This is a genomic window from Mycobacterium sp. GA-1285, from assembly GCF_001499905.1.
In the GTDB taxonomy this organism is placed as follows: domain Bacteria; phylum Actinomycetota; class Actinomycetes; order Mycobacteriales; family Mycobacteriaceae; genus Mycobacterium.
Genome location: NZ_LQIS01000010.1, coordinates 57,303 through 78,031, shown reverse-complemented (window position 1 = coordinate 78,031; position 20,729 = coordinate 57,303). Strand labels below are relative to the sequence as shown.

Sequence of the window (20,729 nt, the reverse complement as noted above, 5' to 3'; positions counted from 1 at the left end):
TCGGCCATGCCGTTGGCCGAGGGGGCGACTTTCGCCGGATACACCATCGTGCGACTGCTCGGCTCCGGCGGCATGGGCGAGGTGTATCTCGCCCAGCATCCGCGCCTGCCCCGCCGCGACGCGCTCAAGGTGCTCCCGGCGTCGGTGTCGGCCGACGACGAGTACCGCAGACGGTTCCAACGCGAGGCCGACATCGCCGCGACGCTATGGCATCCGCACATCGTCGGGGTTCACGACCGCGGCGAGGCCGACGGCCAGATCTGGATCTCGATGGATTACGTCGACGGCACCGACGCGGCACAACTGCTCAAGGAGCACCATCCCAACGGCATGCCCCCGCGGGAGGTCGCCGCGATCGTCACCGCCATCGCCGACGCCCTCGACTACGCCCACCAGAGCGGCCTGCTGCACCGCGACGTCAAACCCGCCAATATCCTGCTCGCCCGGCCCGAGACCGGCGATCAGCGAATCCTGTTGGCCGACTTCGGGATCGCGCGCTGGGCAGATGACGTCAGCGGGCTCACCGCGACCAACATGACGGTCGGCACCGTGTCCTACGCCGCACCCGAGCAGTTGATGGGCGAGACGCTCGACGGCCGGGCAGACCAATATGCGTTGGCCGCCACAGCATTTCACCTGTTGACCGGTTCGCCGCCGTTTCGCAATTCGAACCCCGCCGTGGTCATCAGTCAGCACCTGTCGGCGGCGCCGCCGGCGATCGGCTCCCACCGACCGGACCTCGCGAATCTTGACTCCGTGTTGGCCAAGGCGCTGGCCAAGAACCCCAAAGACCGGTTCGAGCGGTGCGCGGATTTCGCCAGGGCGCTCAGCCACCACCTCGGTGTCGCCTCATCGGACCCCGACAGCACCCGACTCGCCATGGCCGCCGCCCGGCCGAAGCGGTCGTGGCTGCGACCGGGCATCCTGGTGCCGCTGCTGCTTGGGGTGCTGCTGATCGTTGCGGTCGTGGTTGCGGCCTTCGAGTTCGGCCGCGTCGACGAGGAACATGCCACTGCGGCAACCACATCGACGACCGTCGCCTCGTCACCTGCCCGACCCGCACCCCCGCCACCACCGCCGACGACCACCGCCTCGGACGCGCCGACCACGACAGACGACGACGCCACCACTCCGTCGTCATCGCCGGCCGCAGCGCCCGCCGCGGTGATCGGCGCCAATTGCTCTCCCGTCGGTAGCACGGCCCAGACCGCCGACGGCTCGACCGCCTACTGCTCGACGCTGCAGAGCACGGGAGCCACGATCTGGTCATTGACCGAGGGTGACGTTCCGAGCCCGACGGTCACCACCGAGGCGACCGACCCACCCTTGCCGGCGGCCGAGGAATCGCCGGTGCGGGTGTGCATGGAGCAGACCGGGCAGACCCGCCGCGAGTGTCGAAGGGACATTCGGGAGAGCAACGGTTTGCCGCCGCTGCCATGAAATTCGCCGTCGTCGCGCCGGTTGCGGCGGGCGTCACCGCAGACCCCGCCTTCATGGCCGCCTTCGCGCGGCATCTCGAGGCCTGCGGGTTTGAGTCGCTGGTCGTGGTGGAGCACACCGTCCTGATGTCGCGGTACACCAGCGTCTACCCCTACGACGCGTCCGGCCGCGTCGAACTGCCCGCCGACTGCGCGGTGCCCGATCCGCTCGACCTGCTCGCCTTCCTGGCCGGCCAGACCCGGCGTCTCGGACTCGCCACCGGTGTGCTCGTGCTGCCCAACCATCATCCCGTGGTGCTGGCCAAGCGGGTGGCCACACTCGACGCGCTTTCGGGCGGGCGACTGCGGCTGTGCGTGGGCACAGGCTGGCTCAAAGAGGAGATCGAGGCGTGTGGAGCCGACTTCGGCAGCCGGGGCCGGCGCGCCGACGAGCAACTCGCCGTGCTGCGGCTGCTGTGGGAGGACCGTCCCGAGGGAGCCGACTTCCACGGCGAGTTCTTCCACTTCGACAACGCGATGTGTTATCCGAAACCTCTGGCGCACATACCGATTCACATCGGCGGGCACAGCACGGCAGCGGCGAGGCGGGCCGGCAGGCTCGGCGACGGGTTTCAGCCGCTCGGCGTCGGCGGTGCCGAACTGGCCGAACTGGTGTCGCTGATGCGCGACGAGGCCGAACGGTGTGGGCGCGATCCCGATGCGCTGGAACTCTCGCTCGGCCACCTGGTCACCAAGATCGACGGTGAGCGGGCGGCCAAACTGGAGGCCCTCGGTGCGGACCGCCTGATTCTGGCCATGCCGCCGAGGGTCGATATCGACGAAGCGCGCGACGTGCTTTCGGCGTGCGCGCAGCGGCTGGAGCTTGGCTCCGTGAGGCCCGGATGAGGCCCAGATGAGACTGAGTACCGCGGACCGACTGGCGGTGGCCGACCTGGTGCACGTCTACGCCGCAGCCGTCGACGACCGCCGCTTCGACGACGTCGCCGAACTGTTCACCGAGAACGCCGAGCTGCGGCTGCCGGACCCGCCGCGGACGTTGGAGCCGGTTCGTCGCCACCACGGCCGCGACGGCGTGCGGGCGGCGATGGCCGCACTGGCCGCTGTCGCGGGGACCGAACACGCGATCGTCGGCGAGGTGTACGCCGCGGCCGATGAAGCCGACTACGCGCTCGGACGGATCACCTGCATCGCCCACCATTGGACTGTCAGCGACGGTCAGGCGTCCGATCTGGTTTGGCATCTGCGCTATGACGACGAGTATCTGCGGACACGGGCGGGCTGGCGGATTCACGGTCGCGCGCTGACGATCAACGCTATCGAGACCCGGCCGGTTCGCCGTCTGAGATTGCCGCCGTCAGACGGTCCAGCAGGATCCGCTGACCCTTCAACAGCTTGGACCGAGCCTCAGCCACGGAAAACCAATCGAGGCGGTCGATTTCGGGGAATTCCCTGAACGTGCCCGACCCTTTCGGCCACTCCATGGTGAACGTGTTGGAGAAGGTGCCGTCCAGGTCGAGGTCGCCGCGCACCGCGAAGGCGGTGACGATCTTGCCGCCGGGCTGTTTAACGGGTGCGAACTCGATGCGGGGGCCTTCCGGCGGCGGCTTGCCGACTTCCTCTTCGAATTCGCGGCGCGCGACCGCCCACGGATCCTCGCCCTCGTCGTATTCGCCCTTGGGGATCGACCAGGCCCCTTCGTCCTTGCGCGCCCAGAACGGTCCGCCCGGGTGGCCGATGAGCACCTCGACCACACCCTCATCCACCCGGTAGAGCAGCAGCCCCGCACTCAGCTTCGCCACGCCTTCCCTTCCCTACCGCGAGAGACCGCGTCTGTCCCGCGACACGCCGTATCTGGGTGTACAAAACCGGTCACTCGCGGCCGGTGTGTGGGCACACGCGGCATGGAAAGCGTCAGTATTTGCGGTCGCCCTCGCTGCTGTCGAAGAAGTCCCATTCCCCGTCGTCGGTCTTGACCTCCATGCGCCACCCGAGCTCGGGGTCCGCCTTCTGGTCGACGAACCAGGCGTGGGCGTCGTCGGCGCTTTCGATGTCCTTGGTGTCGACGACCTCGCCCTTGGGATTGAGCACGCGATAAGTAGCCATGCCGACACAGTTCCCCGGTTCAACCGGTTTGAATCAGCCCGCTTTAGGCGTCGGAATGCCCTCGCTGGCCGAGAACTGCGCGTCCTCCTGCGTCGACAGCCCGAACGAGACCACGGACCGGTCGAAGAACAGATCGGTCAGGTAGGCCAGCGCCACCGCCCAGCGGTTGACGAACCGCGGAATCGCGTACACATGGTAGGCGCGGGTCACCACCTTGGCGGGGAAGCCGGACAACTGGATGTTGAGCGGATTGGCCACGGCGTATCGCGGGCCGAGGTCGACGACCAGGCCCATGTTGCGGTGCTTGTAACGCTTCGGTTTGCCTACACCGAGGCTGGCTGCGACGTTGTGCGCCAACACCTTTCCCTGTCGGGTGGCGTGCTGCGCGGTCGGCGGCGTGATCTCGCCGGGCTGTGTGATATCGGGCACAGCGGCGGCATCGCCTGCGGCGAACACCCCGGGATGGCCGGGAACCTCGAGTTCTGTGGTCACTTTCAAGCGGCCCCGCTCGGTCGGCAGCCCGAGGCTTTCGATCAGCGGCGCACCGGTCACGCCGGTCACCCACGCGACGGTATGAGTGCGGACCAACGAATCATCGCTGAGCACAACGTGTTCGGCGTGCACTTCCTTGAGCGTGACGCCCAGCCGAACGTCGATGCCGCGCGACTTGAGCACGCGCTGCGCCGCGGCGCCCAGCTTCTCCCCGACTTCCGGCATCACCTGCTCGGCGAGGTCGAGCAGTAGGAACTTCACCTCGCTCGGGTCGAAGCCCATCTGATTGGCGGCCGAGTCGGCCAGCGCCCGCAGCTGCACCGCCAGTTCCGTACCCGAGTACGACGCGCCGACCACGACGATCGTGCGCCGCGCCTGACGGCGGCCGGCATCGTCGTCGACGTCGGCCAGCTCGAGTTGCTCGAGCACGTGATCGCGCAGGTACAGCGCTTCTGCGGTCGACTTGAGACCGCGCGCGTGCTCAGCGAGGCCGGGCACGTCGAACAACCGGGTGACCGAACCGGGGGTCAACACCAGTCGGTCCCACGACAGAGCACGCGACCGTTCCTCGGGATCGGTGAACATGACGGTACGTCCTTCGAAGTCGACGCCGTCGACCCGGCCGCGGATCGCCTGGACCCCGCGCAACGCGTTGGCCAGCGGGATCGCGACGAAGCGGGCATCGACCAGCCCGCCCGCGACGTCCGGCAGCAGCGGTGTGTACAACATGTAGTCGACCGGCGAGATGATCGAGATCTCGACGTCCGAACGCTGTTTGCGCAGTTTCCTGGCCAACGTGCGCGCACATTCGAAACCGGTGAACCCGCTGCCGACGATTACCACGGAGGTCATGTGCCCGACTGTACGGAACCGCCTCCGCCGGGGAATGCTGGAGGCATGACGCGCCAGGAACCTCTGCGCCGATTCGATCCGTTCCGGCCCATCGACATGTTGACCGCGTTGTGGTCCTCGGCCGCGGTGACGCCGGTCAGCACCGGGGCGGCCGCGGCGTACCGCACGCTGTTCATGACGGTCCGCCGGCTCGTGGTGGGCAGGCGGATGAGCGTCCGGCTCGACGATGCGGACCTGAGGCTGACGGTCACCGAGTTCGACTCGCGCCTCGACGTCCGGGGACTCTCGGTTGGCCAACTCAACGACGTGCGGCTGGCAGCGCGCGACATCCGGTTCAACGGGGCGCAGTTCGACCATGCGACCGCGGTGTTGCACAACGTGCACATACGGCCGGCGGCACCACCGGTTCTGGTCGCGGCGCCGGTCGAGCTGACGTTGGAGGTGCCGGCGCCGGTTCTCGACGACGTGTTCCGCTGGGCCGCGCCGCGGCTGTCGGGCGCGGTTGGCGCCGACGGTGTGGCCCGTTTGCGTCTCGCTCGGCGGCCAGGGGCCGGCCACCTCGAGGTCGACGCCCATCTGGACGGCTCGACGCTCTGGCTCAAGCCGCGCTGCCTGACCTTCCGCGGGACCCGCTGTCGGCTGCCCGCGCGAACGCCGGCGTATCCCGTGCGGCTGCCCGAACTACCGCACGGCGTCCGGCTCACCCGAATCAGCTTTGCGCCGGGCGTGGTACGGCTGTCGGCTTCGGTGGCGGAGTGGCGGATGGACCTGCCGCTGGCGAGGCTCGAGGACATCCTCGGTCAGTTGAGCGCAGTCGGCCGTCCGCTGCAACTGAACCGGTTGGGGCGCCTGCTCTGACGTTGCGGGTTCGCCCGACCATCTGGAATGAATCCGAATACGCGGCCGTTGTGTTAGGTGAGCCTAACTCGACGCGGCTGAACCATGCGCTCCAGACCGCCTTCGACGGCTTTGAGGACAACAGAAGAGAGGCAAGAGATGAAGAAGACAGGAATCGCAGCCGTGGCAAGCGGACTGGCCGCCGTGATCGGGCTGGCCGCACCGGTAGCCGCCGCACCGTCGGGGTCACAGAACGCGCAGGACACCATCAACCAGCTGCGGTCCGAGGGATACCGGGTCATCGTCACCCAGGTGGGCACCGCCCCACTCAGCGAGGCTGAGGTGGTCGCGGTCCGCGAGGGCCCCACCTTCACCCGGATGGAGGTGGGCGGCCCGGTGATCGGGAGCAGCCGGAACTACACAACGCATCAGGACCGTCTCGTCTACGTCGACGTCAAGTAGCCGAGCTGGACACGAGGGGCACCCGCAGGGGTGCCGCTCTTCGTATCCGGAGGCGCCGACGCCGGTCCGGCCCGCGGTTGTGAATCTGACGACGAAATCGGCCGAAAAGCGTCGCCGGATTCACAACCGATCGGCCGCGCTTGGAGACCCGGGCGCTTTTGGAATCCTGGCCGCTCAGATCCCGAGGAACGGCAGCGGGATCGGCGAGTCCCCGCTGCCGATCGAGGACACCATCGCGGGGCAGAACATCGAGATCGCGATCCCGGTGAACATGGTGGCCGGGCCCAGTGGCATGCCGCCCATTTCGGCGACCTTCGCCGCGACGTTGGCGGCGTTCTGGCCCGGATCGGCCAGCATGGGGCACACCTGTTGGCCGACCGCGACGGCACTGCTCGGGTCGCTCATGACGACGCCGGCCTCCGTCACCGCGTTGAGAAACGCGTCATCGACGGGGTCCGCCTGCGCGGGCGCGGAAACCAAGGCCGCGACGGCGAGAAGTCCGGAGGTCAGCGCGATCGCCGACACGGGTTTGCTAAGCACCCGGGAATCCTACGTTGTCGGCCCCTCAGACGCCCGTCCAGGTGGTGTCGATGGTGGCGCTCACATCGATCACCTTGGCCTTTTGGGAGGCCGGGCTGTCGATCTCGCCGGCGACGTGGGCGGCGATGAACCGCCGGATCTCGGCGTCGATGCCCCCGAGGATGCGGACCAGCTCGCCACGCAGCGACTTGGACGTGACGTGGATGGAGATGTCGGAGGCCCGCGGTTTCTCGACGTCGAGGACCAACAGCAACGGTTCGGCGGCGCGCGCGGTGGCGCGCAACGCGATCTCGCCGAAGACCATGAACTTCGGCTTGTCGATGCGCAGATCGACCTGCATGTCGATTTCCAGCGGGATGCGGATGGCGAACGTGATCAGCGGTCCGACGTGGCGGGTCAGTCGTGGCTCCTGGATCCGGACCTTGGCGGTGACCTTCGCGATCTTGCCGGGTCCCTGAGCGATCGGACCCATCTCGAACTCGTCGCCCGCGATTTCGGCGATGGCGTCGCCGACCCGCTGCTCGGTGACGGCGACCTCGAAGAATTTGCGGCCGAATTCCTCGTAGGTTATCTCGGTGGACTCATCGTCGACAGGCATGGTGCTCATACCGTCTCACGTGCCCACGGTGCGCCGCACGCGACGCGACCGCCGCGACCGAATCGAGACACCTCGTGCAAACCTCTCGCGACGTTCTTGCGACCGTTCCGCAACCCTGTGTCCGGCCCCGTCAACGACTGTCGTCGCTGCGCGCCTCGGCGCCGGTCTCCTCCGCGTCGATCGCGTCGTCGGAGAACGTCTGGCCGACGTAGGTGCCGTCGTCGTCGCCGCCGTCCTTCCCGGCGCGAGAGGCCGCCACGTGGTCGTCCTCGGTGACGCCCTCTTCGCTGCTGTCGTCGCCTTCACGCGGAGTCATGCGCTCCGATTACCCGTGACGGATGTGGTCAAACGATCGGGTGGCCGGGAGCGAGGCGGCACCAGCTTGAGCGCCAGCACCCCGACCACCGCCACGATGAGGGCCGGTGTCCCGTACAGCAGGACACCCATGGCCAGGGTTGTCGTCGAACCGCTCATCGCGGCGGCCACCACATGAACCGAGAACGCCCAGCTGGCCATCAGTGCGATGCCCATGACGATCACCGCGACGGCCACGCTGCGTGCCGGCCCGTAGTGCCGGTAGCCGGTCACCGTGAGCACCGCGACGGTGGGGATGCCGAGGATCGCCGCGGCCGTCCACGTCTGGTCGAGCGTCGCGAGCCTTCCGATCGTGGTCAGGATCAGACAGGACGCCAGTACCGCGGCCACGACCACGCCCACGATCGCGACCTCGCGGGAATCGGTGCCTCGCATGGTTGCCGGGTTGCCGCGGCACGAGGAGGCGAAACGTCCGGCGGAGTCAGGCCGCCGTACCGGCGTAGTAGCGGATTCGCCTGATCGCGAACGGCTTCCCCGCCACGTCGGCGACGAGCACGTCGCGGGACCCGGCGCCCTCGATGCCGCACACCAGGCTGTGGCCCGAGACGATCAGTTTGCGCGAGCGGGTGCCGGTCAGCCTGGACAGCAGTTCGGTGCTGCCCATCGGTGTGCGCTCGCCGGCGGTGATGTGTGTGCCGCCTCCCAACCAGCGCCGCAACCCCACCTCGTCACCCGCGTGGCCGGCCGCGAGGAACTCGTCGAACCGCCGCTTACCCTGGGGGCCGACGCCACGGAAGCCGCCGAGAAAACCGAGCGCCCCGACGAGGCCCTGATTCGTCAGCAGCCCCCGGGACAGCTGGAGCCCGGCGGGCACGGATCGGATTCCGCCTTTGAGAAACTGCCCGACCATCGCGGGAAGTTCCCAAAACGCCGACAGCTCAACAATTTTCAGTTCGCCCGCGCGGTCTTCGAGGCGGTACCGCAGGTAGGCGGGGATCCGCATCCTCAAACCGGCCGTCATCTGGATCTCGAGTTCCAGGTCGCGGATCACGGTCGAGGCCACCACGATGTCGACGTCGCGGTGGAACGCTATGTCGCGCGGACCGATGAAGGTGTCGTAGAAGCGGGCGATGGCCGTCGTTCCCCGGTGCGGTTGCGATCCCACCGGGTCTTCGACGACCCCGTCGACGGTGAAGGCGGCGACCCACGCCTGGCGGTCGTGGACGGCGATCGCGTCCGGGGATCGCTCGACGGCGGCCAGGGCGTCGGCCCGGGAGATGGCCATAGAGTTTGCCTACCACTTCGGTATCGCTCCAGTCGACTACTTCCGCGCCGGCGGGCACACTGGAAGCATCGCCGCGCAGTGGTGCGGGGCGCCGAGGAGGATCACCATGAGCAGCAACGGCCCGTTCGGGTTCGACCCCGAGGAGTTCGACCGCGTCGTGCGCGAAGCGGGCGAGGGATTGCGTGATGCGCTCGACGGCCTCGGTAGGTTCTTCAGCACGTCGGGGGAACGCGCGGGCTGGGCCAATCTGGTCGACGAGTTCACCCGCTCGTCGCGGCCGCGGCGCGAACCGGAGACCGCCGGTGAGACCGGCGACGGGGTGTGGGCGATCTACACCGTGGACGATGATGGCGGGGCACATATCGAGCAGGTCTACCCCACCGAGCTGGACGCGCTCCGCGCCAACAAGAACAACACCGATTCCGCCCGCAAGGTGCGGTTCCTGCCGTACGGCATCGCGGTCAGTGTGCTGGACGCATCCGATCCGGACTCCACGCCGACCGACGGCGTCTAGCGCGAATCCCCCTGCATCACTTCACCGTTCGGTCGTCGGCTGGGTCTCCAGGACTCGCTGGATGTCGGGTTTCATCTGCTGTAACTGCTGACCGGCGTACCCCCAGCTGTGGATACCGGCTGGAAAGTTGAAGACGCCGTTGTTCCCCCCGGCGGCGATGTATGCATCGACGAACGCGCGGTTGGAGTCGATCGCGAAGCCCTCGAGGAAGCCCAGCCCGGCGATGGGCGCGTCGGGATTGGTCAGCGCGGGGTCGGTGAGTGTGCCGTTGCCGCAGTAGATCCAGACGCGCGTTCCGTTGGCGGCGAGCCGGCCCGCCTGCACCGTGGGATCGTTGCGGGCCCATGCCGGATCGCCGGGCGGGCCCCACATCGCGACCGGATCGAAGCCCCCGTTCCACATCTGAGCGACCCTGACCTGCCCAGGTCCGTCGGGTGCGGACAGGTTCAAGAAGCCCGACAACGATCCGGCGTAACTGAACAACTGCGGGTGGTAGGCCGCCAGGATCAACGCCGCCGACCCGCCCATCGAGAACCCGACCACGGCGTTGCGGGTCGGCCGTACCCCTTTGTTGGCGGCCAGCCACGCCGGCAGTTCCCGGGTCAGAAACGTCTCCCACTTGTACGTATACGTCGTACCGTTGCCCGCTGCCGGTGCATACCAGTCGGTGTAGAAGCTCGATTTCCCGCCGACGGGCATCACCACGGAGATGCCGGAGCCGTCATACCAGTCGAAGGCCTGGGTGTTGATGTCCCAGCCGTTGAGGTCGTCGCCGGCCTCCATGCTGTCGAGCAGATACAACGCCGGTGATTCGGCGCCCGCGGCGAGGAACTCGACGCGGACGGTGCGGTTCATCGCCGCCGACGGCACCTCCAGGTGTTCGATCGGAAGACTCGGATCCGAAAAGGCCTGTGCGGCTGGGCCGGCGCCTACGGCGGCAAGGGCAGGCAGCAGGGCAACGGCCAACGCCGCTGCACCCCATCGTGCCGCCCGGCCCAGTGACAGAAACCTCACGAGCGTCATCGACGCACCTCCCTCTCGCCGCCGTGTCTGAGCGGACGATACGCCCGAACGCGCCATCACCAGCCGTTTTTCGCCACACTGGCATAGCAGTTTGCTATCTTCGCAGCAATAGTGATTCAGCCGCGTAGGTGTCGCCCGATGCGGAACGCACCCGTTGGTCGACGAGGAGGCGCCGTCATGAGATCGCTGACATACGAACGGCTTTTCATCGGCGGCCGATGGGAGACGCCGGCCACCGGCCAACGTATCGCGGTCATCTCGCCGCACACCGAGGACCAGATCGGCGAGACGCCCGAGGCCGCCGCCGAGGACGTCGACCGCGCGGTGCAGGCCGCGCGGGAGGCGTTCGACCAAGGCCCGTGGCCGCGGATGAGCGTCGACGAGCGCATGGAGAAGATCGAGAAGCTGGCGACCGTCTACGCGGCTCACACCGACGAGATGGCCGACCTCATCACCGCGGAGATGGGCTCGCCGCGCAGCTTCAGCCGGTTGGGGCAGGCCACCGGTGCGCTGGCCCAGATGCATCTGATCCTGGCCACCGCGCGGGACTTTCCGTGGATCGAGCGGCGGGCAGGGTTGTTCGGCGACGTGCAGGTCCGGCGCGCACCGGTCGGCGTGGTGGGCGCGATCGTGCCGTGGAACGTCCCGCAGTTCCTCATCATGCCGAAGATGATCCCGGCGCTCATCGCGGGCTGCACCGTTGTGGTCAAACCGGCTCCCGAGACGCCCATCGACGCGTTGTGGCTGGCGGAGATGATCGAGGAGGTCGACCTTCCCGACGGCGTCGTCTCGATCATTCCCGGCGGACGGGACACCGGTGAGCACCTGGTGCGCCACCCCGGTGTGGACAAGATCTCGTTCACCGGTTCGTCGGCCACCGGACGACATATCGCCGCCGTATGCGGAGAGCAACTCAAACGTGTCAGCCTCGAGTTGGGCGGCAAGTCGGCGGCGATCATTCTTGATGACGCCGACATCGACCGCACCGTAGAACATTTGAAGACGGCCAGTCTGATGAACAACGGGCAGGCCTGCGTCGCGCAGACGCGGATCCTGGTGAGCGAACGCCGCCACGACGATGTGGTGGAGGCGCTGGCCGCGATGATGTCGGGGCTTCAGGTGGGTGACCCGGCCGACGATGCCACCGACATCGGTCCGCTGGTGGCCCGGCGACAACAACAGAGGGTGCAGGGCTACATCGAGGCGGGACTCGCCGAGGGTGCGCGAATGGTGTTGGGCGGCACCGACAAACCGCGTGACCGCGGATGGTACGTCCAGCCGACACTGTTCACCGACGCGGCCAACGAGATGCGCATCGCCCGCGAGGAGATCTTCGGGCCGGTGCTCACGGTGCTCACGTACTCCGACGAACGTGACGCGATCCGGATCGCCAATGACAGTGACTACGGGCTGGCCGGCTCGGTCTGGACGGCCGATGTCGCCCACGGCCTCAAGATCGCGGCCGAGATTCGGACCGGCACATACGGGATCAATATGTACACGCTCGATACGTCCATGCCGTTCGGCGGGTTCAAGCAGTCCGGAATCGGTCGCGAGTTCGGCGCGGAGGGGCTCTCGGAGTATGTCGAGTTGCAGACCACCGTCAGCGCGGACAAGCTGCCGGATCTAGCTTGACAGCTCGAGCGTCACCTCCGCCGGGCAGCACAGCTCTCCGCGTTGGTTGGACACGGTGATCTGCAGGTCGACCAGGCGGCAGTCACGCTTGGCCACGACCCGGCCGCGACCCACCATCGAGTCGCCGGCGTAGATGGAGCCGAGCAGGGTGATCTTGCGGCGCACCACGCGGCTGTACGGGCCGGCCCAGTCCGTCGCGATACGGTCGACGAATCCGGCGATGTGCATCGTGTTGACGAAGATCGTCGGATGTCCATGCCGTTCGGCGTAGCCCGGATCATAGTGTGCGGGAAAGTAATCCCACGTCGCGCCGGGGTTCATCACGACGCGCTGGTAGTCGATGTGGTCGACCAGTTCCGGAAGGTCCGACGGGACCGCGACCCGCTCCCAGTGCACACCGGGGTGCGCCCTCACGCCTGCGCCTCGGGAGTGAAGCGAAACAAGGTGTTGCGGTTGACGGCGACCAGAGTGCCGTCGTCACGGTGGAACTCGTCGCAGGTCTGGACGAAATGACCGACTCCCACGCGGGTGCGTTTTTCGGGCGAGACCGAGACGACCTCCTCGATCAGGTGCAAGCGGTCACCTTCAGCGATGGTGCAGAAGAACTCGGCGTCGTTGGCGGCGTTGATGAACGTGGTCCCCGGAAGCGGTACGCGGATCGCGATCGCCGCGACCGGTGGCCGGCCGTTCGGCAGCCACGGCGGTGGGATCAGCCAACCCATCAGCAGGCCGGGCGGGGCGAGCAATCCACCCCACTGTCGGCGAGCGAAGTCCTCGTCCCAGTACGCCGGGTTCGAGTCACGGACCATGGCCGCGAAATGCTGGATGCGGGCCGCGCTCACCGCGGTGCCCGCGTACCTCGGCGGCGTGCGCGTGCCGACCATCCGCAACGCGTCTTCGTACGTGCCGAAGGCCAGCTCGTACCGGACTGTCTCGGTCACCCCGGTAGCGCGCTCTCGTGCGGAACGGCATCCCAGGCCAGTCGTCGCGAGGCGAAGTACCACCCACCGCGCTCGTAGACAAGGCGGTCGGTGTAGCTGCCGGTGGCCTCGAGTCGGTTGTCGCAGAACAGCAATGCGACGCACTGTTGAGTCGCTTCGACACCGTCGACGGTGATGTCGTGGTCGACCGTGACCAGTCGCCGTCCAGTCCCGCCGTCGAATGCCTCCGCGAGGTTGGAGAAAGTCTCTGCGCCCCTGGTGTAGGTCGCACCCGAATGCCGGAACGTGGCCAGCCAACCGGCCAGGTCGCCGCTGGAGAACAACCGGTTGTGCCTGGCGTCGAGGTTGAGGATCGCCGCCCGCCCGGCCAGCCCGTCGAGGACGTACTGCTGTTGGTAGCTCAATGCCATCGCCTGACTCCTTCACCGACTCAGCAGGTAGCCGTGGGCTTCTCGATCCCACACCGCCGCCCTCAGACCCCGTTGCCGCAGGAGATCCTTTCGCACCCGCCCGATGACGTTCTTCGGAATCTCGTCCAGCACTTCGAGATACCGGGGCACGCAGAAGTACGGCATGCGCGCGGCGCAGAAGTCGAGCAGTTCGGGAAGGTCGACCGTCTCGCCGGGACGAAGGGCCACGACGACGAGGATGTCGTCCTCGCCCAACTCGCTGGGGACGCCGATCGCGGCGGCCTCGGCGACCGCCGGGTGCTGCATCACCACGTGCTCGAGCTCGACCGAGGACACGTTCTCGCCACGTCTGCGCAGCGAGTCCTTGACGCGGTCGACGAAGGTCAGGTTGTTGCCGTCGTCGAGGGAGCCCAGATCGCCTGTCCGGAACCACTCCGGGTGGGGCTCGACCCGCAGGCCGCGGTGCCCGGGCGCGGACGACACATACCCCTCGCTCATCACATGCGCTGTCCGCGGCCGGCACGCGATCTCACCCGTCACGCCAGCGGCAACGGGGCGACCGTTCCCGTCGACGATGCGGACCTCGAAGGCCGGATTGACTTTTCCTGACGTACCCGGGACGCCGTCGTCCGAAACCGCCTTGTAGGCGATCGGGAACGCTTCGGTCATTCCGTACATCGTCACCACGCGGCACCGGTACCGGTGCTCGATCGCGCGGTACAACTCGGCCGGAATGGGTGCGGCCGAGATGAATCGGATTCCGAGCTGTGCGTCGCGCGGGTCGGGGGGCAGATTCCACAGCATCGACACCATCGCGCCTGCCCCGGCGAATCCTGCTGCGCGGCAGGCTCGTAACTCGTCCCACACATCGGCAGGGTGAAAGGCGCTCGCCAGCACGCTGGTTCCGCCGACGAGCATCGGGGCCAGCACGGTTGGAGCGGCGCTGAGGTGGAACAGCGGCATCGCGGTCCAGATCACGTCACCCCGGCCGTACTCCCACGCCGATGCGACGGTGGCCGCCGCGACGAACAGGTAATGCCAGGTGGTCGCCACCGCCTTCGACGGGCCGGTGGTTCCCGAGGTGAAGAACAGTGCTCCCACCTCGTCGGCTTCGGTGCGCGCCGCCGGGTAGGTGGCGCGGTGCGATCCGCTCAACTCGGTGGCGACCGAATCGTCGATCGGCAGAGTCCCCAAGCCGTCGAGGGAGTCGGCGACCTCGGCGAGTCGAGCACGGCGGGCATCGTCGGTCACCACCAGCTTGGCCCGCGACACGTTGAGAGCGTTCGTCAGGAATTCGCCCTTGTAGGCGGCGTTGACGGCCGCGCTCACAGCACCGATGCGGGCGGCCCCGAGCCAGAAGTACACCCACTCCGGACAGGTCCCGGCGAACAGAGCGACGGTGTCACCCCGGCACACGCCTCTGTCGGCCAGCATCGCCGCGGCGGCGCAGGACTGCTCGCGCATCTGAGCGAACGTGATGGGTGTGCCGTCGATGGCCATCATCACCTGGTCGCCGAACCGGTCGGCGCCCCGATCGAGGACCGAAGCGACCGTGAAGCGTTCGACGCCGAATGCCGCGGGCTCCACGCGCCGCGTCCGGTCCGTGGCCATCAAGCCTCGGCTGCGGACGGGTCGGGCTCGCCGGTGGGCGTGTACCCGAAGTCGGTGCCCGACGGTTCGGCACCCGGATAGAACCGGTGTGCCCAGCGGCGCAGCGCGGCGTAGTCGCGGGCCTCCTCGGGGGCGAGGTTCGGCTTCTCCAGGTACTTCATGTTCTCCCAGGTGAAGAAGTCCTGTTTGATGACCTCCTGCTGCAGCTGCAGGAACTTCGCCGCTCGGCCGGTGGGTTTGTCGCCCCGGTCGCCCGGTTCGCGGATCGATGCCTGGGTGTAGAAGTAGTCGGTGTAGTCCTCGTCGACCGGGGTCTGGCCCGTCACCTGGACGGTGGCGACCAGCTCCGAGGGGAAGCGCACGACGCCGAGGCCGAGCGAATAGTTGTCGTAGATGATCTTCGCGTCGACGGGTCCGTTCGGGGTGAGCCACGTCTTGGCCCGTCCCCCACCGAAATTCGCGTTCACCGTCGCGTGCAGGTGATAGCCGGACACTTCGAACGACGCGGTGTTGGCGGGATTGGCGGCCTTGTGCACGTACTGGACGTGGTATGGGTCGGCCGCGTTCTCGATGATCATCTGCGCGTGCACCTTGACCCTGTTGACCATCCGAGTGTGGGGGTGCAGCGGGTAGTATTCGTCGGTCTCGAGTTCAGGCAAGACGGGCGGCTGCCAGTACGGCGCGCGGCCGTGGCGTTCGTGCCAGACGAGGATGAAGCCGTACCACTCGGTGCTGTGATAGCGCTTGATACGCACGTTCTGTTTGCAGCCGATCTTGCTGTACGGGATCAGCGCGTTGGTGCCGTCGCCGGTCCACTGCCAGCCGTGCCACGGGCAGACGATGTTCTCGCCTTCGACGGTGCCGCCGACGCCCATGTTCGCGCCCAGGTGCTGACAGTAGGCGTCGAGGACATTGACGCGACCCGACCGGGTCCGGAAGATCACCAACTCCTCGCCGAAGTAGTGGGCGCGTTTGACCTGACCTGAGGGCAGGTCCGAGGAGAAGCCGACAATGAACCATCCGGTCGGGAACCGGTAGGTCGACAGGCTGATACCGCTGGGCCCGAACTCGCGCTCCGACGGGTCGAGTGTGGGATCGTCGACCGTGTCCGTCATCGCAACTCCGTCCGCGCACGCACCAGCCGGGGTCAGCGGCGCTGTCCGTTGCCTATTTTTACTATTTTAGGCATTCTGGGTCAAGAACGGCGAAGGGAACGGCGCATGGCCACCACCACCCCGGTTGACCTATCGGATCCGGCGTTGTGGCAGAACGGGTTTCCCGACGAACTTTTCGCGGAGTTGCGGCGCGAACGACCGATCTTCCGGCACGGGGTCACCGACCGGGTGGCAGCGACGTTGAAACGTGACTTCTGGGTGACCACCAAGTTGCACCACGCGCACCGCATCCACCGCGACACCGAATCGTTCACCGCCGCCGAGGGGCCGTTGATCCAGGGCGTGGGCGCCGTGGGCGCGTTCCCGACGATCATCAACATGGATCCGCCCGATCTGGTCAAGCGGCGCCGGGTGATGTCACACGCGTTCACACCCAAGGCGATCGGCAAGCTCGAGCAGGACATCCGCACGCGGGCCGCCGCGATGATCGACCATCTCCTCGAGGCCGGCGGCGGTGACTGGATCGCCGATGTCGCCGACGCGCTTCCGATGTCGGTGATAGGCGACATCGTCGGAATACCCGAACAGGACAGGCCGGAGATCTTCGACACCTTCGATCTCATCCTGCAGGCGAATTCGGCTTCGTCGGTACAAGATGCCGAGCAACAGCATCTCGAGTTGTTCGGCAAGGTATTCACCTACGCCGCGGAACTGACCGCCGAGAAGCGCCGCCACCCCACCGACGACATCTGGAGCACCTTGGCCACGGCGGTGGTGACCGACGAGAGCGGCGAGCAACTGTCGATTCCCGCCGCCGAGCTCGACATCTTCTTTTTCGTGATCGCATTCGCCGGTAGTGACACCACCAAGAACGCCTTGGCGTACGGGCTCCAGGCCTTCGTCGACAATCCCGAGCAGATCGAGCGGTATCGGAACGATCCGTCCGTGCGCCAGTCGGCGGTCGAAGAAGTCCTGCGATGGTCGACGCCGGTGGCGTTCTGGAGTCGGGTCACCAAGGTCGACGTCGAGATCGACGGCGTCACGATCCCGCCAGGCGAGCGCGTGGTGTCGATGTTGCGGTCGGCCAACCGCGACGAGGACGTCTTCGCCGACCCGTTCGCTTTCGACATCGGCCGCGCGGACAACCCACACGTGGCGTTCGGCGGCGGCGGACCGCACCACTGCCTCGGCGCGATGCTGGCGCGCGCGGAGATCCGCGCGGTGCTCGACGAGGTGTTGTGCCGCGCCAGGGACATCACGCTCGGACCGGTGGGAGTCGCCTACCCGACCCTCACCAACAACATGACGATCTTTCATTCGATGCCGGTCTCGTTGCGGCACCGCTGAATTCACAGGCCCTTCGGTCGGGACCCGAGAACGCCCTGGGTTTCGAGCCGGTCCAGATCACCTTCGGACAGGCCGCACAGCGCGGTGAGCACCTCGGCGTTGTGCTGACCGAGCGTCGGAGGCGGGCACCTGAGCCATCGATCGCAGCCAGGCAACCGGGTGAAGGGCGGGCACGGATACAGGTTCTCCCCGGTGCGAGGATGGTCCAGGGGTTCGAAGAACCCGCGGCGCCGTAGTTGGGGGTTCTCGGTGACGAGAGACGGCGACACCACGACCGCCGCGGGCACGCCCGCGCGGGTCAACTCCTCTGCGGCCGATTCGGCGTCTCGCGCGGCGAGCCAGTTCTCGACCGCCGCACCCCCGATGAGATCGGTCAGAGCGCTGCGTTCGCGTTCGGTGCGCGCGGCGACCGCGATCCAGTTGTCCTCTCCCGCACACCGATAGACATCCTGGACGGCTGCTCCCTGCCCTCGGTTGCCCCGCCGCTCCATCACGCGCCCGAACACCTCGTATTCGATTGTCTGCACGGCAGTCACGTTCAGCACGGCCTCGATCATCGGCACCTCGACGAGTTGCCCTTCGCCCGTACGGTCGGCGAACTCGAGTGCTGCGAGCGTCGCGAATGCCGCATGGGCCCCGGCGAGCGGATCGCAGGCGCCGCGTGGCGCGATCGGCGGTCCGTCGGGCAACCCGGTGACCCAGGCCAGGCCGGCGATCTGCTCCATGGTCGGAGCGAAACCGACGCGGTCACGCCAGGGACCGGTCAATCCGAACGCGGGCATCCGAACCACGACCAGGCGCGGGTTGAGCGCCAGCAGCGCGTCGGCGCCCAGCCCGAACTGCTCCATCACGCGCGGCGAGAAGTTCTCCACCACGACGTCTGCCTGACCGATCAGGCGACGGACCAGCCGATGCCCCTCGTCGGACTGCAGATCCAGGGTCACCGACCGCTTGCTGGTGTTCATCGCGTGGAAAACCCAGCCGTACTCCCACCAGTCGTCGACGTCCTTGCGCATCCCACCCGAATAGCGGATGCCGTCCGGACGCTGGATCGATTCGATCTTGATGACGTCCGCGCCGAATGCGGCCAACGAATGGGTGGCAGCCGGGCCGGCCCAGAACGCGGTGAAATCGACGACCCGCACGCCCGCGAGCGGCATGCGCTCGGTCCCCGAGACGCCGAATACCCTTTGTGGCCAGTCCGATTGGCCGTCTGCGTCACCGACCGAGGGAGCGGTCCGGACCGACGCGGGGCATGCTCTCGACATGAGCCACGGGGGTCGGGGTTGGCGGAATCCGGCCGGGTTGTCGACGTAGACGCCGCGTTCGAGGAGATGATCCATCGAGGGGATCGTCGCGCCGTTGCCCAGCGGCGCCAGCGGCAGTCGGAACAGTTGTCCCAGCTCGACGATCTCGGCAACCGTCCGCTCTCTCATCCACGGGTCGATACGTTCCCGGATCCAGTCGCGGTACTCCCAACGGCCGATCTGAAACTGCAACTGCGGGATCTCGGTCAACTCCGGGCAGTCGACCATCGCGGCGAAGTCCAGCCACTGCTGGCCCGTGACCATGCTGATGCCGACGTATCCGTCCTTGGCCGGTTCGATCGAGGGCACCTCGACCGACCGCCGCACCGGGGGGACCTGCAGCAGGGCCGAATGCAACCACTCCCCGCTCTGCATCAGCGTGATCGCCTCGAGCATCGACAGATCGAGGTGGCCGCCCACACCGCCGTCGCGTACGCGCCGTCGCAGCGCCAGCGCACCGTAGGCGGCCCACACCCCGCCCATGTACTCCCCGAGATCTCCCCCGATCGAGATCGGCGGACCCGCGGGGTCGCCGCGGAACCCGGTGAGTCCCGACGCGGCCTGCAGCGTGAATTCGGTCGCGGGCCGCCCAGCCCACGGCCCCGTCCAGCCGAAGTCCGAGATCGAGACGACGATGCATCCGGGCGCCGAGTCGAGCAGCGCGGCCGGGTCCACGCCTTGCTGGCGGGCGGCGGTCTCGCTCGCCGTCACCACGATGACGTCGGCCCATGCCAGCAGGTCGTCTGAAAGGCTTGTGACACTGCGCTTTCCGGCATTGAGGTAGCCGAACAGCGGGGAGTCGGAGTTCTCGTCGGGCGCGGCTCCGGTTACCGTGATCCGGCGTTGCGGGTCGCCGTCGGGTGGTTCGACCTTGACCACCTCGGCGCCCGCGTCGATGAGCAGCTTGCCGCAGTATGCCCCGGCGATCCGGTCGCTGATCTCGACCACCCGCACGTCGTCCAGCGGGGTGGGTACCGTGGCACTCACACGTTCACCCACGCACACCTCCAGGTTTCCCGCCATATTAGTGATTCGACCGCAGACACGGGCAGGCAACCGCTGCGGCTATCACTGTTAATATTGCTAAGACATGACAACACTGGGTATCGGGGCCGAAGCACGCCGCCGACTGGGCTCGCGCAGGACCGCGGAGATCGTCGCCGACGAGCTCCGCCGGCAGATCATCGACGGTGAGCTCAACGACGGTGACCTGCTGCCGCGTCAGGAAGTCCTCGTCGAGCAGTTCAACGTGAGCCTGGTGTCGCTGCGAGAAGCGTTGCGAATTCTCGAGACTGAGGGGTTGGTCTCGGTGCGGCGCGGCAATCGCGGCGGCGCCGTCGTGCACGCACCGGCCAAGGCCAATGCCGCCTACATGCTCGGTTTGTTGCTGCAGAGCGACTATGTCCCGCTGGCCGACCTGGGCACCGCACTTCAGGAACTCGATCCGATGTGTGCGGCGCTGGCCGCGCGGCGACCGGATCGGGAGAAGGCGCTCGTCCCGAAGCTCCGCGAACACAACGCGGCGATGGAGGAGAACATCGAGGACGGCGCTCGCTTCACCGAGATCGGCGGGCAGTTCCACGACGAGATCGTCCGCGGCTGTGGGAATCACACGATGGTCGCGGTCGTCGGCAGCCTCGAGACGCTGTGGACCGGCCACTTGAACTGGTGGGCCAACGAAACCGCCGCCAAAGGTGAGTACCCGTCGATCAAGCGACGCCGCATCGCGTTGACCGTGCACACCAAGATCACCGACGCGATCGAGGCGGGTGACGCCGAACGCGCTCGCAAGCTGGCCGCCAAGCACGTCGCCGACACCCAGACCTACCTGTTGGCGGGCGATCCCGAACAACGCATCGTCGCCCTGTCCCCGCATGCACTCGCAGAGCGGAAGCGCTGATTG

23 protein-coding genes and 1 pseudogene are annotated in these 20,729 nt (G+C 67.4%); 9 read left to right on the top strand and 15 right to left on the bottom strand.

Features of this window, described 5'->3' with window-relative positions:
* Positions 1–6: 6 nt before the first annotated feature.
* The 3 genes and pseudogenes from AU193_RS08040 to AU193_RS23535 all read left to right on the top strand — a co-directional run.
* Positions 7–1,440 carry a serine/threonine-protein kinase gene (locus AU193_RS08040; protein ID WP_064421838.1) on the top strand — a complete coding sequence of 478 codons (1,434 nt, stop codon included), beginning with the start codon at positions 7–9 and terminating at the stop codon, positions 1,438–1,440.
* Positions 1,437–2,324, top strand: coding sequence for an LLM class F420-dependent oxidoreductase (locus AU193_RS08035; protein ID WP_064421837.1), 888 nt, complete (start codon positions 1,437–1,439; stop codon positions 2,322–2,324). The genes AU193_RS08040 and AU193_RS08035 overlap by 4 nt, the downstream gene beginning before the upstream one ends.
* Positions 2,325–2,331: 7 nt before the next feature.
* Positions 2,332–2,724 (top strand): annotated as a pseudogene (locus AU193_RS23535) (nuclear transport factor 2 family protein); the annotation flags it as partial.
* A 28-nt stretch (positions 2,725–2,752) separates the two neighbouring features.
* Here the strand turns inward: AU193_RS23535 and AU193_RS08030 are convergent.
* From AU193_RS08030 to AU193_RS08020, 3 genes are all read right to left on the bottom strand, one after another.
* Positions 2,753–3,238 (bottom strand): NUDIX domain-containing protein, encoded by a 486-nt coding sequence (locus tag AU193_RS08030; RefSeq protein ID WP_064421836.1) that lies wholly within the window; start codon positions 3,236–3,238, stop codon positions 2,753–2,755.
* 112 nt (positions 3,239–3,350) lie between these two features.
* The gene (locus AU193_RS08025) at positions 3,351–3,542 is read right to left on the bottom strand and encodes a hypothetical protein (RefSeq protein ID WP_064421835.1); all 192 of its coding nucleotides are present in this window, start codon (positions 3,540–3,542) and stop codon (positions 3,351–3,353) included.
* A gap of 33 nt (positions 3,543–3,575) precedes the next feature.
* Positions 3,576–4,886, bottom strand: coding sequence for an NAD(P)/FAD-dependent oxidoreductase (locus tag AU193_RS08020; RefSeq protein WP_064421834.1), 1,311 nt, complete (start codon positions 4,884–4,886; stop codon positions 3,576–3,578).
* Between the two features lie 45 nt (positions 4,887–4,931).
* On the opposite strand from AU193_RS08020, the gene AU193_RS08015 reads away from it, so the two are divergent.
* Together AU193_RS08015 and AU193_RS08010 are read left to right on the top strand one after the other, a co-directional pair.
* Positions 4,932–5,744, top strand: a complete 813-nt coding sequence (locus AU193_RS08015) for a hypothetical protein (protein ID WP_064421833.1) — start codon at positions 4,932–4,934, stop codon at positions 5,742–5,744.
* A 138-nt stretch (positions 5,745–5,882) separates the two neighbouring features.
* Positions 5,883–6,185, top strand: a complete 303-nt coding sequence (locus AU193_RS08010) for a hypothetical protein (protein ID WP_064421832.1) — start codon at positions 5,883–5,885, stop codon at positions 6,183–6,185.
* Positions 6,186–6,359: 174 nt separating this feature from the next.
* On the opposite strand, the gene AU193_RS08005 is transcribed toward AU193_RS08010, so the two are convergent.
* From AU193_RS08005 to AU193_RS07985, 5 genes are all read right to left on the bottom strand, one after another.
* The gene (locus tag AU193_RS08005; protein ID WP_064421831.1) at positions 6,360–6,725 is read right to left on the bottom strand and encodes a DUF732 domain-containing protein; all 366 of its coding nucleotides are present in this window, start codon (positions 6,723–6,725) and stop codon (positions 6,360–6,362) included.
* A 25-nt stretch (positions 6,726–6,750) separates the two neighbouring features.
* The gene (locus AU193_RS08000; protein WP_172798241.1) at positions 6,751–7,332 is read right to left on the bottom strand and encodes a hypothetical protein; all 582 of its coding nucleotides are present in this window, start codon (positions 7,330–7,332) and stop codon (positions 6,751–6,753) included.
* 121 nt (positions 7,333–7,453) lie between these two features.
* Complete coding sequence (locus tag AU193_RS07995; protein ID WP_064421830.1) at positions 7,454–7,639, bottom strand: hypothetical protein; 186 nt, start codon at positions 7,637–7,639, stop codon at positions 7,454–7,456.
* The gene (locus tag AU193_RS07990; protein WP_064421829.1) at positions 7,636–8,073 is read right to left on the bottom strand and encodes a hypothetical protein; all 438 of its coding nucleotides are present in this window, start codon (positions 8,071–8,073) and stop codon (positions 7,636–7,638) included. The genes AU193_RS07995 and AU193_RS07990 overlap by 4 nt, the downstream gene beginning before the upstream one ends.
* A 46-nt stretch (positions 8,074–8,119) precedes the next feature.
* The gene (locus AU193_RS07985; RefSeq protein WP_064421828.1) at positions 8,120–8,923 is read right to left on the bottom strand and encodes a nuclear transport factor 2 family protein; all 804 of its coding nucleotides are present in this window, start codon (positions 8,921–8,923) and stop codon (positions 8,120–8,122) included.
* Positions 8,924–9,029: 106 nt separating this feature from the next.
* Here AU193_RS07985 and AU193_RS07980 point away from each other — a divergent pair, with 106 nt between their 5' ends.
* Entirely contained in the window at positions 9,030–9,437 is a 408-nt protein-coding gene (locus tag AU193_RS07980; protein WP_064421891.1) for a hypothetical protein, read from the top strand.
* Between the two features lie 21 nt (positions 9,438–9,458).
* On the opposite strand, the gene AU193_RS07975 is transcribed toward AU193_RS07980, so the two are convergent.
* Complete coding sequence (locus AU193_RS07975) at positions 9,459–10,460, bottom strand: esterase family protein (protein WP_064421827.1); 1,002 nt, start codon at positions 10,458–10,460, stop codon at positions 9,459–9,461.
* A gap of 177 nt (positions 10,461–10,637) precedes the next feature.
* On the opposite strand from AU193_RS07975, the gene AU193_RS07970 reads away from it, so the two are divergent.
* A complete protein-coding gene (locus AU193_RS07970; protein WP_064421826.1) occupies positions 10,638–12,095 on the top strand; it encodes an aldehyde dehydrogenase in 1,458 nt (485 codons plus the stop codon).
* Here the strand turns inward: AU193_RS07970 and AU193_RS07965 are convergent.
* From AU193_RS07965 to AU193_RS07945, 5 genes are read right to left on the bottom strand one after another with little or no spacing between them, the layout of a single operon-like run.
* A complete protein-coding gene (locus tag AU193_RS07965; RefSeq protein WP_064421825.1) occupies positions 12,087–12,509 on the bottom strand; it encodes a MaoC/PaaZ C-terminal domain-containing protein in 423 nt (140 codons plus the stop codon). The two genes, AU193_RS07970 and AU193_RS07965, sit on opposite strands and share 9 nt — an antisense overlap.
* Entirely contained in the window at positions 12,506–12,979 is a 474-nt protein-coding gene (locus tag AU193_RS07960) for a MaoC family dehydratase N-terminal domain-containing protein (RefSeq protein WP_064421890.1), read from the bottom strand. The genes AU193_RS07965 and AU193_RS07960 overlap by 4 nt, the downstream gene beginning before the upstream one ends.
* 53 nt (positions 12,980–13,032) lie before the next feature.
* Positions 13,033–13,446, bottom strand: coding sequence for a nuclear transport factor 2 family protein (locus AU193_RS07955; RefSeq protein ID WP_064421824.1), 414 nt, complete (start codon positions 13,444–13,446; stop codon positions 13,033–13,035).
* A gap of 12 nt (positions 13,447–13,458) precedes the next feature.
* Positions 13,459–15,057, bottom strand: coding sequence for an AMP-binding protein (locus tag AU193_RS07950; protein ID WP_064421823.1), 1,599 nt, complete (start codon positions 15,055–15,057; stop codon positions 13,459–13,461).
* Positions 15,057–16,172 (bottom strand): aromatic ring-hydroxylating dioxygenase subunit alpha, encoded by a 1,116-nt coding sequence (locus AU193_RS07945; RefSeq protein WP_064421822.1) that lies wholly within the window; start codon positions 16,170–16,172, stop codon positions 15,057–15,059. Before AU193_RS07945 ends, AU193_RS07950 begins: the two co-directional genes overlap by 1 nt.
* 105 nt (positions 16,173–16,277) lie before the next feature.
* Here AU193_RS07945 and AU193_RS07940 point away from each other — a divergent pair, with 105 nt between their 5' ends.
* Positions 16,278–17,519: a cytochrome P450 gene (locus AU193_RS07940; RefSeq protein WP_064421821.1), complete on the top strand. Its 1,242-nt coding sequence runs from the start codon at positions 16,278–16,280 to the stop codon at positions 17,517–17,519.
* A 2-nt stretch (positions 17,520–17,521) separates the two neighbouring features.
* Here the strand turns inward: AU193_RS07940 and AU193_RS07935 are convergent, their stop codons facing one another.
* Positions 17,522–19,849, bottom strand: a complete 2,328-nt coding sequence (locus AU193_RS07935) for a CaiB/BaiF CoA-transferase family protein (RefSeq protein WP_082682883.1) — start codon at positions 19,847–19,849, stop codon at positions 17,522–17,524.
* Between the two features lie 67 nt (positions 19,850–19,916).
* Between AU193_RS07935 and AU193_RS07930 the strand changes: the two genes are divergently transcribed.
* Positions 19,917–20,726: a FadR/GntR family transcriptional regulator gene (locus AU193_RS07930; RefSeq protein WP_064421820.1), complete on the top strand. Its 810-nt coding sequence runs from the start codon at positions 19,917–19,919 to the stop codon at positions 20,724–20,726.
* Positions 20,727–20,729 lie beyond the last annotated feature (3 nt).

What these genes read in the sequence shown, in the direction of transcription:
- AU193_RS07955 (WP_064421824.1), bottom strand. Translation starts at nt 13,446, where the DNA reads ATGGCATTGAGCTACCAACAGCAGTACGTCCTCGACGGGCTGGCCGGG.
- AU193_RS08040 (WP_064421838.1), top strand. Translation starts at nt 7, where the DNA reads ATGCCGTTGGCCGAGGGGGCGACTTTCGCCGGATACACCATCGTGCGA.
- AU193_RS08020 (WP_064421834.1), bottom strand. Translation starts at nt 4,886, where the DNA reads ATGACCTCCGTGGTAATCGTCGGCAGCGGGTTCACCGGTTTCGAATGT.
- AU193_RS07935 (WP_082682883.1), bottom strand. Translation starts at nt 19,849, where the DNA reads ATGGCGGGAAACCTGGAGGTGTGCGTGGGTGAACGTGTGAGTGCCACG.
- AU193_RS07990 (WP_064421829.1), bottom strand. Translation starts at nt 8,073, where the DNA reads ATGCGAGGCACCGATTCCCGCGAGGTCGCGATCGTGGGCGTGGTCGTG.
- AU193_RS07975 (WP_064421827.1), bottom strand. Translation starts at nt 10,460, where the DNA reads ATGACGCTCGTGAGGTTTCTGTCACTGGGCCGGGCGGCACGATGGGGT.
- AU193_RS07980 (WP_064421891.1), top strand. Translation starts at nt 9,030, where the DNA reads ATGAGCAGCAACGGCCCGTTCGGGTTCGACCCCGAGGAGTTCGACCGC.
- AU193_RS08035 (WP_064421837.1), top strand. Translation starts at nt 1,437, where the DNA reads ATGAAATTCGCCGTCGTCGCGCCGGTTGCGGCGGGCGTCACCGCAGAC.
- AU193_RS08000 (WP_172798241.1), bottom strand. Translation starts at nt 7,332, where the DNA reads ATGAGCACCATGCCTGTCGACGATGAGTCCACCGAGATAACCTACGAG.
- AU193_RS07940 (WP_064421821.1), top strand. Translation starts at nt 16,278, where the DNA reads ATGGCCACCACCACCCCGGTTGACCTATCGGATCCGGCGTTGTGGCAG.
- AU193_RS07995 (WP_064421830.1), bottom strand. Translation starts at nt 7,639, where the DNA reads ATGACTCCGCGTGAAGGCGACGACAGCAGCGAAGAGGGCGTCACCGAG.
- AU193_RS07985 (WP_064421828.1), bottom strand. Translation starts at nt 8,923, where the DNA reads ATGGCCATCTCCCGGGCCGACGCCCTGGCCGCCGTCGAGCGATCCCCG.
- AU193_RS07930 (WP_064421820.1), top strand. Translation starts at nt 19,917, where the DNA reads ATGACAACACTGGGTATCGGGGCCGAAGCACGCCGCCGACTGGGCTCG.
- AU193_RS07950 (WP_064421823.1), bottom strand. Translation starts at nt 15,057, where the DNA reads ATGGCCACGGACCGGACGCGGCGCGTGGAGCCCGCGGCATTCGGCGTC.
- AU193_RS08010 (WP_064421832.1), top strand. Translation starts at nt 5,883, where the DNA reads ATGAAGAAGACAGGAATCGCAGCCGTGGCAAGCGGACTGGCCGCCGTG.
- AU193_RS07960 (WP_064421890.1), bottom strand. Translation starts at nt 12,979, where the DNA reads ATGGTCGGCACGCGCACGCCGCCGAGGTACGCGGGCACCGCGGTGAGC.
- AU193_RS08015 (WP_064421833.1), top strand. Translation starts at nt 4,932, where the DNA reads ATGACGCGCCAGGAACCTCTGCGCCGATTCGATCCGTTCCGGCCCATC.
- AU193_RS08025 (WP_064421835.1), bottom strand. Translation starts at nt 3,542, where the DNA reads ATGGCTACTTATCGCGTGCTCAATCCCAAGGGCGAGGTCGTCGACACC.
- AU193_RS07970 (WP_064421826.1), top strand. Translation starts at nt 10,638, where the DNA reads ATGAGATCGCTGACATACGAACGGCTTTTCATCGGCGGCCGATGGGAG.
- AU193_RS07945 (WP_064421822.1), bottom strand. Translation starts at nt 16,172, where the DNA reads ATGACGGACACGGTCGACGATCCCACACTCGACCCGTCGGAGCGCGAG.